The following is a 12,174-nucleotide window of genomic DNA, read 5'->3' as shown; positions in this document are numbered from 1 at the left end:
GTCGCTTTCGGACGGTCGGCACTAATCCGTCTTCCGCTTCGCGCGCGGATGCGCCTTGTCGTAGGCCGCGGCCAGGTGCTGGAAGTCGAGGTGCGTGTAGACCTGCGTCGAGGCGATGCTGGCGTGATCGAGCATTTCCTGGACCGCGCGTAAGTCCCCCGCCGATTGCAGGACATGCGAGGCAAAGGAGTGGCGCAGCATGTGCGGGTGGACCCGTGCCGGCAGGGCTTGCGCCAGGCCGCGTCGTGCCAGGCGCAGGCCGGAGGAGTAGAAGAACTCGTACATGGCCTGGTCGCATCGCCAGCAGGCTTTCATCGGCGTTTTCGAGCAGGCGGCCGGTGGCCTACAGCTACGTCAATGAGGCGCTCCCCGCAGGCGCGGGGATGAACTGTCCAGGCGGATCGGATTGGCAATTTTCGGTACATCAAGGCTTGGTTGCCGGTGTGGTTGCCGCTGCGCACGCTCGTCGTCACGTGCATGATGTGCCAGTACATGGTGATCGAAAGCTGGCTCAACGAGGAGTCCAGTGTCGATCAGCCTGGCCAGGCGTTTTCCGGGTACATGGCGGCTTCTTATCTTGGCCTGGTTTTGGGGCGCCTGGTGCTGGTCGCATCCCCGGATGCTTGGTATCGAGCTGCTGATGTTGGTGGCTTTATGCTTTTCGCTGTGCTTGGAGCCGGTTGCCCTGACCCGCAATTTGTACCCCGCCGCTCGCCACACGGCGCCGCTGTACGAGAAGCGTATAAAGCTGTTCACGGAACTGGTGGCTTGTCATGTAAAGGCGCATTTCGGGTGGCATGCTGGTCAAGTGGCCCCCTGGCAGACTGTCGGATCGGTACGGCCGGGTCTGGTTGATCGGGCGCGGCAGTATGCTGTTGGCGCTGGCCTCGCTGCCGCTGGCCGTATTGCCAGAGCCGCCGCTGTGGTCGCGCAGTAATCGTCGCGTGGCCTGTGCAGCTGTGCCGGGTCAGCACGAGGTGGCGGACGCGCCGCTACACCATGTCGTGATGCCTGACAGCACCAGCAGTTCGCCGCAGGCGGCAGCGCTTTACCCGCGTGTCGACGAGCAGATGGTCCAGGATCAGATGGTCGACGAGCAGACGCAAACGGGGCAGTAGGAGCCGGAATTGTGCGACCACGTTCATTCGGACGTACAGGCGGAATAGAAGCCAGCCGCTCTACAGAGATGACCGGCGGGCAATGGGCGGCAGCCACGGGCTTGCCCACTCGCCGAGCCTGGTCAAGGGGGCGTTCGAATCTTCTCGCGCGGCACACGCCAGCCCGCCTGCTGATTCCAAGCAACCGCTCCCCTCTTGAGGCGGCTCTGCCGTCAAGGGGCTGCAGTCAAGAATGAAGCCTGCTCAGCCGCCTTGTCGCGCAGCGGCTCCAGTAGCGCCGGGCGCACGAGCGGGATCATAGTCGGCTCAGCAATTCTGTTTTCTTGGCCGAGAACTCTTCGTCGCTGAGGATCCCCTTGGCCCGGAGGTCGGCAAGCTTCTCGATTACCGCGAAGATATCCTGTTCCTTACCCATTGCTGGCATGGCTGCCTGCGACGCCTTGCTCTCCTGATGAACGGGCGCTGCCGGTGGCGTCAATGGTGTCGTTGGTATCGATGGTAGCGATGGTATCGGCGCGGAAGGCGATCCCGGCGGCTGTTCGGTCGGCAAGACTACCGGCAGGCTCGCGACGTCGATCAGCCCATACTGGCTGCTGAAGCTCAGCGTGCCACCGACCGATTGCTGCTGCGAGAAGCCGCCGATCTGGTGGTCGAGCGTGTCATAGACGGTGACCGTGCCGCCGACATCGATGGCCAGGCGCCGCGCCTGCGCGAAGTAGGCATAGCGAACACCGTTCTGCGCACCCGTGCTGCTCGGGCTGCGCAGCTCGCCCGGCCACCATTCGCCAGAGCTGCCGGGCGCGGGCGGTACGAACAGGCTGACCGCTCCAATTGGCCCCGCGCCGCTCTGCTGTTGCTGCCCGCCGCCGAAATTGCACTGTGCTTGCCCCGCGTTGTAGCCGCCCTGGTTGCCCTGGCTTTGCGACTGGAAGCTGCCACTGCGAATCAGGTCCGGCTGGCTGGCGACCAGGTTCGACAGTTCGTCGCACAGCCCGCCAATGCGCCCTTTGAGATAGTTGTCGAACATGTCCGAGACCATGATCATGCCGCCACGCATCCATTGACCGGAGCCGGAGAATTCGGGATGAGAGAATTGCGCCATGCTGCCGTTGCCGTTGATCACCGACTCGAGCATGCTGTGCACGGCGTTGGCGCTGAAGCCATGGCGCTGGGCAATATTGTCGATGGCCTGCTGGCCGCTGGGGGAAAGTTGTCGCATGCTGAGCCTTGATCTTGCAACCGACACCGCTGAACATGCCTGGACGGAGCGAGCCGAGTGCAGGGGCAGCTCAGGCGAATGCGCGGGTACTGGTGGTGCCGTGGGAACGGCGGAACGCGAGTTTACGCCGATCCCCATGAGCTGCGCAATCGCTCGCTCGTCCGCCGGTGCATAACGGGCGCAGGGGAACGCGCCTTGCAAGTCGAACCGCTTCAGCCGCGACGACAGAACGCTCAGCTTTCCGCCGGCCCGGTTGGCGCGCAATATTGGAACTGTTTGGTCCCGATCCCGTCTCATTGTTCGCTGGCTTTCAGCCCTGGCGACACACTAACGGTCATGACATGTCGAGATACCCCGGATCATGAAAGTCATGACCGTTTCGCCCTCTTCCCCGACCCTTCTCCCGCGAGGCGAGAAGGGAATTTCGTGAGTCGCTTGCGCGACTTTCACACTAACAGGAGGTATCGGATGGACGCTAACCTGCACACCATGAGCAATCTCTTCGCACAGCTCGGGCTTCCCGCCGATCCAGCTGCCATCGAAGAATTCATCAGCCGCCACCGCCCCTTGGGGAATGAGATTGCTCTTTACCGTGCCTCATTCTGGACGGATTCGCAGCGAAGCTTTCTGAAGGAGGAGATCATCGAGGATGCCGATTGGGCAGGGGTGATCGATGAACTGAATGGCAGGCTGCGTTGATATGAAAGTTGCCTGCGCGACTCACCAATCTCCCTTCGCCCCTTGCGGGAGAAGGGCTGGGAAAGAGGGAAGACGGTCATCACTTTCATGATCTGGCGTATCGCGACATGTCACGACCGTTAGGCCCTGTCATTCGCGCGAGACCAAAGCCTGCCGGGGCAAGAAGCGTAATCGCGCCGCTACTGTAGTTTTGCCTTCTTGATGACACTTTTGGCAACCCTCTCCCGCCCCCCCGTCATTGCCAGGAGGCGCAGCCGACGTGGCAATCCGGCGGTTTGGCTTTTCGCGTTGCCACTATGTCAATGCGGCGGGAAATAGTGAGGGCATGGAACTGGATTGCCACGTCGGCTGCGCCTCCTCGCAATGACCTGGGGGCTGGTGTGGAGCCGTGTTCTCCGTTCACTATTCTCCATTCACCATGCCTGACGGGGCTTTCAGCAAGCCCGACAGGGCCGCGTAGCCGTTGCCGCTTGATAGGCTGGTTTTCCCGCAGGAGCGATGCCGCAAGAATGTCCAATGCACCCATCCCTTTCCTTGCCGCCAACGAGTCGCCGGAAGCCGCGGAGTGGGTAGGTGCGTTGCGGGCTGCGATGCCGGACGAACGCATCGTCACCTTCAAGGACTTGAACGAAGAGGCCAGGAGCGAGGCAAGGCTGGCCATTGTCGCCAACCCTGACCCGGCTGATCTGCGCCGGCTGCCAAGATTGTGCTGGGTGCATAGCGTCTGGGCGGGGGTCGAGCGCCTGCTTGCCGATCCGGAGAACTCCCGGCTGCATATCGTCCGCCTGCTTGACCCGCAACTGGCTGCGACCATGGCCGAAGCCGTCCTGGCCTGGAGCCTTTTCCTGCACCGGGAAATGCCCGCCTATGCGCGGCAACAAGCACAACAACTCTGGCAGCCACGCCCCTATATCCGGCCTCAACAGCGAACCCTGGGCCTGCTTGGCCTGGGCGCCCTGGGATCAGCCAGCGCCGAACGCCTGCTGGCCGCCGGCTTCAAGGTCTGCGGCTGGAGTCGGCAGCAGAGATTTCTGCCCGGCGTCGAATGCTTTGCTGGCGACGCCGGGCTTGCGGGGATGCTCGCCAGGACCGACATCCTGATTTGCCTGTTGCCGCTCACCCTCGAAACTCGAGGCTTGCTCAGCGCGGATCGCCTGGCGCGATTGCCAACCGGGGCCTCACTGATCAACTTTGCCCGCGGACCGATTATCGTCGATGAGGATTTGCGCGCGGTTCTGGACAGCGGACGGCTTGAACATGTGGTTTTGGATGTCTTCGCGCGCGAACCGCTACCGACAGATCAATGGCAGTGGCGACATCCCCGGGTCACCGTCTTGCCGCACTGTTCGGCTCAGACGGATCGGGAAACAGCGTCACGGATCGTGGCGGACAACATTCGCCGCTATCGTGACACCGGCGAACTTCCAGCGTCTGTCGACGCCGTGCGCGGGTATTGAATGGCCGTGTGCTCAGGAAGGCCGCTCGCTCTGGCTTCGCTCGCTTGTGGCTGGCGGTGATATGCATTCGCGGTGCACTCGCAGTAGTGCACTCGCAGGGTCAGGTCTTGCTTTTTGCCTGTTTTGGTCCGGGCTTCTCGAAAAAGTGACTGGCCGCCATTTGTTGGCCAGCTTGGGCTGTCCGCGGAGAAAGGGGAAAGAAGAACTGCTTCCGGAAGGCGAACTGCGAGCAGGGCGAACCGCCAAGCAGCGGGTAGGTTAGAGGACAGGCGCTCAATGGGCATCGCCCGTGTCGAAAGCTGCGACAGCTTGGCAAAATTGGCAAACTTGCCTGGTTCCGCGCGCCATGAAGCGCCGCCCTGATTTAGTCGACCTTGTTTTCTTTCGCGCCTTTTGCGGGAATGGTCATGGACAGGCGCTTGCTCTTGACTCCCGTGCTGAAGACGCTGGCTTTTAGTCTTGGTGTCGCTGGCGTGGGTTGATACCACTGATAGATCTGCGTGACCAGTTGCACGTAATTGCGAGTTTCCGGGTACGGCGGAATGGTGTTCTTGTACTGCTGGACGGCGCCTTCGCCGGCATTGTACGAAGCCAGCACCAGGTCTTGCTGATCTGGAAACATGCGCTGCAGGTCACGCAGGTAGCGCGCGCCCAAACGGATATTGGTTCCCGGGTCGGTCAGCTTTTCTGCAATGGTCTTCTGCTGGTCAGCGCGCAAGCCATAGCGCTCGGCAGTGGCAGGCATGATTTGCATCAGGCCAATGGCTCCCTTGGGGGAAATCGCAGCGGGATCGAAACCCGATTCGGCCGCCATGACTGCCTTGAGCAAGGCGGTATCGACAGCGAATTCCTTGCTCGCCGCTTTCAGGAAAGGCTCGAATTTCTTCAGATTGGGATGTCGGGACAAATAGCGCAGCAGCGCGCGTCTTTCGGCGTCCATTACCGGCGAGGAAGACGACTGTAGTGCATCGCCGCGCGCGAACAGTTTATAGCGAGCGTCGATTTTTTTCGGTGGCAAGATGCGCCACGCCATGCTCATCGACGTAACCATAGATGTTGGCTTGGACGCCCGCCGAAACGAGGCTGAGGGCAAGCCCGAGAAGAAAACCGAGAATCTGCATTCGCTAGCTACCTGCCTTGTCGTAGCCTTCGCGCCACGCCGTTCGTGCGGCTGCCGACTGCCATGCGGCGCATGATTGTCGCGGCAGAAGGCCTGCGGAGCGCACCATGATAGCGCGCAAGCAGCCAGAGCAGGCAAGCGCAGCGCTGTGGACTGCTCTTGAAAAGAAGCCGGGCAGGCTCAATTTCCGTCGCCATTGACCCTTCCTGGGCCGCGCCGACCGCCATGCGGACAGGGTTCCGCGCCACAAGGCATGATTCGCCCTCGGTCACGAGCTGCTCTGCCGAGGCTGCTTCTGCGACCAGCGTGACTTCCCGTGGCGAGCGGCGATGCTCGAGATCGGCCGCCGATTTGGGGTACATTACATTACATGAGGGCAGGTCATACCATCCGCAGCTTCGAGCAGAACCGCGGAAGAGTGTCGCGGGGTCAGAGGTGAGTCCCTTCCTCCGTGACTCCGCTGGCCAATAGTGGAAGCGCCGGATACCTATCCCACTCCTCCGGCGACAAGGGGTGCGCGGAGGCCGTGAGGCTTTCTCCGCTATCGATTCAACAACGCAGGATTGACCAAGGAGGCAGCATGGGCTGGTTTTCGAAGGCGGACAAGGATTTCTTACTCGTGACGGTGCCGGCAACGGACAGTATGCGCATCGAGAAATACCTGGGTGTCGTGAATGGCGAGGCGATCATCGGCGCCAACATTTTCAGGGATTTGTTCTCGTCGGTTCGCGACGTGGTGGGTGGTCGTGCCGGTGGCTACGAGCGCGCCCTTTCCGGCGCCCGCGATGCGGCGCTGGAAGACATGATCGAGGCCGCCAAGGAGATGGGCGCCAACGGCGTTGTCGGACTGGACTTTGATTACGAAGTGCTTGGCGAGACCAACGGAATGTTGATGGTGGCGGTCAGCGGAACGGCGGTGCGCATCGCTTGAGCGGGTGCAAGGTTGCCGCAGCGGCCTCGTCGGTAGCCACGGCCTTGCTCCTCTCGCTTCCTCAGCACGCCGCCCGGAGCGTCTCCAGCGACCTGGCTCCGACCCCAAGGTCGCGCCAGTTCGCGGGATGACAAGTGAACAGCAGGATCTGGTGCCGCGTCGCAGCGTCGAACAAGACCCGTTTCATCTGCGCCAGGCGCTCGTCGTCGCTGTGCACCAGGGCGTCGTCGAGGATGATCAGTGTCGGGCGGCCGGCTTCCTGCAGCAGGTCGGCGTAGGCCAGGCGGCTGATGACGCCCATCTGTTCGCGGGCGCCGAAGCTCAGCGCTTCGAAGGCGCCCGACTCGCTGCCCTTGGCGCCTACGCGGGTCAGCGGGCCGGGGCTGAGGTTCTCGTCGATTTCCAGGCTGGCCTGGGCGAAGAGCAATTGCAGGTAGCGGTTGAGGTGTTTTTGCAGCGGTGCCTGCAGCTTGCGGGTCAGCGCCCGACGTTTGTCGCGTAGCAGTTGCAGGAGATGGTCGAGGGCGCTGGCACGCCGACGCAGTTCTTCGCCGCGGCGCTGCGCTTGCGCCAGATCGCGCGCCAGTTTGGCGCTGCGCTCTTCCAGGCCTTGCGCGCCGGCGGCTTGCAACTCCACTTCCAGGCGCAAGAGCGTGTCACGGCGCTCGCCGAAGCGCTTTTCGTGCTGCTCGGCGCTCTTGCCGAAGCGTTCGACATCCTGCTTGAGGATGTCCGGCCGCGCTTCGCCGACCTGCTGCTGCAAGGCGGCAATGCGGGCAGTCAGGGTGCTCCGCTCGGCGAGTGCGTCCACCAGATCACGACTCGCTGTTGCCTCGCGTGCCGCGCGGTCGGGGGCATCGAGGAGCGCTCTGGCAGCGGCCAGTTCGCGCGCCGCCGATTCACAGTTTGTCTGGGCGTTGGCTGCGGCGAGCTGCGCCTGGTGCAGCTGCTCGCTGATCTGCGTCAGTGATTTCCCGGCGCCTTCTTCGGCCGCCTCCGCTTCGCCTACCGATGGCAAGGCGGCGGCGGAGGAGGAGCCGTCGACGGCCGGCGGTAGTTGGCGCAACTTGGCTTCGACGTCGCCGCCGCGCGCCTGTTGGCTGGCCAGTTCGCTGCGCAGCGCGTCGCCCCCCTTGGGGGCCAGGGCCTTCAGCGTCGCGGTGGCTGTTTTGACTTCGCCGAGTCGCTCGCTGTAGATCTGCTGGCGGGCTTCGGCGTCGTCCAGAGAAGTGAGCCCCAGCCGCTGCAACAGCGCCGCTTGGCGGTCGCTTAGTTCGCTTTCCTGGCGTCCGAGTTGCGTGAGGTCGCTGCCGCCGGGCGCGATCTCGAGCTTGCCGAAGCCGGGCAGGGTAATTTCTGTTGCTGCGAGCAGCAGACGTTCGCCGCTGCCGCTGAGTGACTCGTCGCCGATCACCATGCGGCGTTCGTCGTCGAGGGTGAAGCGCAGGCGGGTTGCGGCAGCGGCCCGGTGGATGTGCAGTTCCCTGATCTGCCGGTGCTGCTGGCGCAGACTTTCAAGGTCGGCGGGCCTGATCTCCGCGGCGGCTGCCAGACGCTGACGTTCGAGCAGGGTGGTCTGTTCGGCCTCGGCCTTGGCCAGAGCGATCGCCGCGCTTGCCGCTTTCTGCCGGATCTCGTCGAGCTCTCGCGCCAGACTGCGGCGCGTGTCTTCCTGGCGCGCCAGGCGCAAGATCTCGCGCACAGCCTCGTAACGCACGCTCGCCTCGACGCGTTTCTCCAAGCACTGCACGACGAGCGCTGCGTTGCTCGACTGTTCCTGGCGAGCTTTTTCGAGCGCTGTCGCCCGCGTCTCGGCTTCTTGCTTGCGGGCGGCGAAACTGGCGAGTTGTTCGCGCAGCAGCTTGATCTGCCCATCGATCTGGGTGGCGCGCTGCTTCTCGGCGGCTTGTGTCTCTTCGATGCGCTGGATGGCCGCAAGTTTGTCGATGGCCGCCTGATGCTCTTTGCGAAAGTGCAGCCAGGGCTTCTCGTCTTCGTCGATCGCGTGTTCGCGGCGCAGCGAGCTCAGCCTATCGACCTTCTGACGGTAGCTGGCGATCGCGGTGGTGAGTGCGTCAAGCTCGCTTGCCAGAGCGGCTTCGTGCCTGATGGCTACGGCGTATATGCCGCGGACAGCGCCGGTCGCCGGAGTGAGCAATTCGTTGCGTGCGGCCTCGACGGTGGCCATCACTTCGTCGCCGCCACTGCTGGCGACTTCGCCAAGCGATTCGTTCAGGGCGCTGCGCAGATGGTCAGTGGCATGCGCCACCGCTTCCCGGACCTCCTGCGCGCCGCCCTGCGGGATCCATAACAGGCCCGGGATGCCCCAGTGTTCGGCGGCACTGGCGCCACGTCCGGCGTAGCGAAAGCCGAGCAAGTCGGCGAGGTGGTCTTCGGCGTCGGCACCATCCAGGTGTTGGCTACCGGCTTGCAGTTCGCAGCGCTTCTTGCCGAGGAAGCTCTTGGTCAGGCGGTAATCCTGGTGGCCAAGCGTGAAATCGAGTTCGACGCTGGGCGATGCCGACGAATCGCCCCAGGGGCGAAAATCATCGACGCTTCCGGAGCGGTGGCGCTCGAAGAAAGCAGCGCGCAGTGCCGCGACGATGGTGCTCTTGCCCGCTTCGTTGGCGCCGGTGAAAAGGTTGATGCCGGCGTCGAGATCGCGGATCTCCAGCGCCTGCCGGAACTGCCGGAACTGTTCGATGCGAATGCGGCTGAGCTTCACAAGGCGCCGCCAGCAATGATGCCCGCAGGGCCGCCTGCTCTGGTGCCTGCGCCGGGATCCGCGGCGGTCCCTGCCCTAGCCCCCACGCTGGCCTCCGCATTGGCCGCTCTTCCAGCGTCTCTTCGCCGCTCGTCGAGAATTCCGGCCAGCAGCGTCAGGGCGTCGCGGGCGACTTCTGCGTTGCTTCCCTCTTGCTGCGTGCGCAGCTCGTCGACGACCTCGCCGAGGTAGCCGTCGGCTTGCAGGGCGTCGATGTCGTCGGCCGTTGGTTCGAGACGCAGCGCGGAAAGGTCGGCCAGCAGGCTATGCACGCGGCCCTCGGCTTGGCCAATGGCGTTGCGCAGGCGGCGGTGGCCGGCCAGGTCGGTCTGCCCGGAGAGGCTCAGCTGCACGACGTCGTCGGTGGAAAATTTCGCAATATGCTGCAGCGCCTGCTCGACATCGCTTGGCACCTGCAGCGTCAGGGCATCCGATCGCCAGCAATGCCGTCCGATGTTCAGCGGCGTCACCGCGGGTAGTGCTTGCCTTCCGGCCAATTCGACGAGCAGCGCCTGACCGGACTGGTTGGCGCGGAAGCGATCGCTCTCCGGCGTGCCGCTGTACCAGGTGCGTGCGTCCACCTGGCGGGTGCCATGCCAGTCGCCGAGGGCCAGGTAGTCGAGCCCCGCCTGTTCGGCGCGGCCGGCGGCGATGGGGTTGGCCGAGTCGATCGCCTCGGCGAGGATTCCCTGGACGCTGCCATGGGCGAGGCCGATGCGCAGCATTTCCGGCGGCGTTTCGGCGCTGGCGAACCACTCGCTGAGATCGCTGAAGGTGTTGCGCTGGGTTAGCGGCGCGGGCAGGATCGCGACGCCAAGCTCTTCCAGAAGCAGGGGCTCGGGCGTCAGGCACAGCGTGACCTTGCCGGGAATCGCGTGCAGGCGTGCGGCGCGGGTCCACACCGATTCGGAGAGCGCGGCGTCATGGTTTCCCGGCAGCATGACCCAGCGGCCGGAAAAGGCGGCCAGGGCGTTGAACAGGCGGTGGATGGTCCGGTCGGCAACGCCCTGGGCGTCGAAAACATCACCGGCGACCAGCACCAGGTCAAGGGCCTGTTCGCTGGCCAGTGTCGCCAGGCGCTCAACGGCCTTGTAGCGAGCGTCGGCGAGCAGTGCCGCCTGGTCAGGCTCGAACTGTCCGAAGAGTTTGCCGATCTGCCAGTCGGCGGTGTGCAACAGTCTGAGCATTCAGGTGTTCCTGAAGGCACGGGTCGAGGAGTGCTTGATCAAGCCGATGAGTCCGATGGTCATGGCTCCCCCGCGCAGCCGCGGCGGGCAAGCCAGCCCTCAGGCGCCCGGTCGGCGGAAGTCATTGTCGATCCAGGCGCTGGCGCTGCTCATGGTGAGCTTGAAGCCAGGCGATACCCGGACCTGTGCCATTTGTTCGCCGAAATCGTCACAGGCGCCGAGCAGGGCATGCGGATCGTATTCGTCGGGAACGATGTCCAGCGTCACTTTGATTCGCCCGGAAGGGGCGTCTATCGTGATGCTCTTGTGATACTGCGCGTAGAGCTGCTGTTCGTGGCGGCGGAGGACTTCCGACGCGGTTTTCACCAGGGTGTTGAACGCCGATACGTCGAGCGGTTTCGGATTCTTCTTGTCGCGACCCATGGTCCATGGGCCGACCAGGGCGGGCTCGGCTTCGCCTTCCTTGATCATTTCCACGGCCCATCCTTCGCCGTCTTCGTTTTTGATGACGCGGGCGGTCCAGCCATTATTGATCCACAGGCGCGGCTCATTCACCGCCGTTGGCAGCTCGGCTTCGCTCTCTTCATTGCTGTCGTTTGCTGTCATGGCTGAATTCTATCCCGCGCCGGCAGCGCGGTGCGACGCCAGGTTTTTATCCTTGCTCAGTCGGCGGCTGCTTACTTCTTGCCGTCCTTTTCCTGCGCGGCTGCGCTACTGCTCGTGGCGCCCTGCTCGCCGGCACCCGGCTGATCGCCGAGTACGCTCTTGAGCGGGCAGATCTTGAAGGCTGGGCATTTCTGGCAACCAGCGACGATGGCAATCGGGCAAACGGTCATGGTCATTCCTCTTGAGGGTCGAGAAAAGACGCAGTATGAACGCGATGGTGACGCGAAAGTAGTGAGCGCCGCCTAAAGGGCCTGTTTCGCCGATTGCTTAAGTTTGCACGTTGGTGAGCCCGGACAAGTTCTAAGGCGATTGCCGGAAAAGAACGTACCAGATTGCGCCGGATTTTCGGTCGGCTTCAAGGCGCGACAACAGGCGCATGGTCGAACTGTGTAACTGTTGTCGTAACACAGAAGACGGGCGAAAAGACAAGCTAGATGGTAGGTTCTTTGACAGAAATCGCCTAAGCATCGCTGCGAAGCTGTGCCACTGTGGCGCTCGCCTGGGTCGCCCGCGCCGCGTCCGCAAGCTCCGTGGTGACGATGGTCTTGCCGATCGGCGCCAGCGCAATGCCGGCAAGCTTCAGATGCTGAATGGCGAACGGAATGCCAATGATTGTCAGGAAGCACGCTAGCGCAGAAGTGAGGTGGCCAATCGCCAGCCAGACCCCGGCAAAGACAAACCAGATGACGTTGCCAAGCATGCCGAGCGCGCCGGTGCCGATGTCCTCTTGCTGGTGGAGCTCTTGCCGACTGATCGCTTCCTTGCCGAAGGGAAAGAAGGAGAATTGCCCCATCACGAAGGCGGCCTTGGCCCACGGGATGCCGACGATGGTCAGCAGGGCGATCAGGCCAACGAGCCACCAGGCGAGGCCCATGACCAGGCCACCAAAAATGAACCAGAGAAGATTCCCGATTGCGCGCATGGCTCTTGCCTTTCCTTAATGTGAAAGTCGCGCAAGCGACTCACGAAACTCCCTTCTCCCTCGCGGGAGAAGGGGGCGGAGGGAGGAGGAA

Annotated in this window: 10 protein-coding genes and 2 pseudogenes; 4 read left to right on the top strand and 8 right to left on the bottom strand. The window is 63.4% G+C overall.

The window, feature by feature from the left end; genetic code table 11:
* Positions 1–21 precede the first annotated feature (21 nt).
* Positions 22–258 (bottom strand): annotated as a pseudogene (locus E4Q23_RS11410) (tyrosine-type recombinase/integrase); the annotation flags it as partial.
* Positions 259–432: 174 nt separating this feature from the next.
* On the opposite strand from E4Q23_RS11410, the pseudogene E4Q23_RS23835 reads away from it, so the two are divergent.
* Positions 433–1,118, top strand: a pseudogene (locus E4Q23_RS23835) (hypothetical protein); the annotation flags it as partial.
* A gap of 295 nt (positions 1,119–1,413) precedes the next feature.
* On the opposite strand, the gene E4Q23_RS11400 reads toward E4Q23_RS23835, so the two are convergent.
* On the bottom strand, positions 1,414–2,337 hold the full coding sequence (locus E4Q23_RS11400) for an SHOCT domain-containing protein (RefSeq protein ID WP_169066751.1): 924 nt from the start codon (positions 2,335–2,337) through the stop codon (positions 1,414–1,416).
* 468 nt (positions 2,338–2,805) lie between these two features.
* On the opposite strand from E4Q23_RS11400, the gene E4Q23_RS11395 reads away from it, so the two are divergent.
* Together E4Q23_RS11395 and E4Q23_RS11390 are read left to right on the top strand one after the other, a co-directional pair.
* On the top strand, positions 2,806–3,036 hold the full coding sequence (locus tag E4Q23_RS11395; protein ID WP_169066750.1) for a DUF2789 domain-containing protein: 231 nt from the start codon (positions 2,806–2,808) through the stop codon (positions 3,034–3,036).
* 509 nt (positions 3,037–3,545) lie between these two features.
* Entirely contained in the window at positions 3,546–4,493 is a 948-nt protein-coding gene (locus tag E4Q23_RS11390) for a 2-hydroxyacid dehydrogenase (protein WP_169066749.1), read from the top strand.
* Between the two features lie 364 nt (positions 4,494–4,857).
* Here the strand turns inward: E4Q23_RS11390 and E4Q23_RS11385 are convergent, their stop codons facing one another.
* Positions 4,858–5,532, bottom strand: coding sequence for a lytic transglycosylase domain-containing protein (locus tag E4Q23_RS11385; protein WP_248595390.1), 675 nt, complete (start codon positions 5,530–5,532; stop codon positions 4,858–4,860).
* Between the two features lie 661 nt (positions 5,533–6,193).
* On the opposite strand from E4Q23_RS11385, the gene E4Q23_RS11380 reads away from it, so the two are divergent.
* Complete coding sequence (locus tag E4Q23_RS11380) at positions 6,194–6,544, top strand: heavy metal-binding domain-containing protein (RefSeq protein ID WP_169066748.1); 351 nt, start codon at positions 6,194–6,196, stop codon at positions 6,542–6,544.
* A gap of 61 nt (positions 6,545–6,605) precedes the next feature.
* Here the strand turns inward: E4Q23_RS11380 and E4Q23_RS11375 are convergent, their stop codons facing one another.
* From E4Q23_RS11375 to E4Q23_RS11355, 5 genes are all read right to left on the bottom strand, one after another.
* Entirely contained in the window at positions 6,606–9,269 is a 2,664-nt protein-coding gene (locus E4Q23_RS11375; RefSeq protein WP_169066747.1) for an AAA family ATPase, read from the bottom strand.
* The gene (locus tag E4Q23_RS11370; RefSeq protein WP_169066746.1) at positions 9,266–10,495 is read right to left on the bottom strand and encodes a metallophosphoesterase family protein; all 1,230 of its coding nucleotides are present in this window, start codon (positions 10,493–10,495) and stop codon (positions 9,266–9,268) included. Before E4Q23_RS11370 ends, E4Q23_RS11375 begins: the two co-directional genes overlap by 4 nt.
* A gap of 99 nt (positions 10,496–10,594) precedes the next feature.
* Positions 10,595–11,101, bottom strand: a complete 507-nt coding sequence (locus E4Q23_RS11365; protein ID WP_169066745.1) for a hypothetical protein — start codon at positions 11,099–11,101, stop codon at positions 10,595–10,597.
* Between the two features lie 71 nt (positions 11,102–11,172).
* Positions 11,173–11,331 carry a hypothetical protein gene (locus tag E4Q23_RS11360; RefSeq protein WP_169066744.1) on the bottom strand — a complete coding sequence of 53 codons (159 nt, stop codon included), beginning with the start codon at positions 11,329–11,331 and terminating at the stop codon, positions 11,173–11,175.
* Between the two features lie 290 nt (positions 11,332–11,621).
* Positions 11,622–12,083: a YccF domain-containing protein gene (locus tag E4Q23_RS11355; protein WP_169066743.1), complete on the bottom strand. Its 462-nt coding sequence runs from the start codon at positions 12,081–12,083 to the stop codon at positions 11,622–11,624.
* Between the last annotated feature and the right edge of the window lie 91 nt (positions 12,084–12,174).

It is taken from the genome of Candidatus Accumulibacter phosphatis, assembly GCF_012939955.1.
Taxonomy (GTDB): Bacteria; Pseudomonadota; Gammaproteobacteria; order Burkholderiales; family Rhodocyclaceae; genus Accumulibacter; species Accumulibacter delftensis.
Note: the sequence above shows the minus strand (reverse complement) of the source record. Positions and strands in the feature narration are given on the sequence as shown.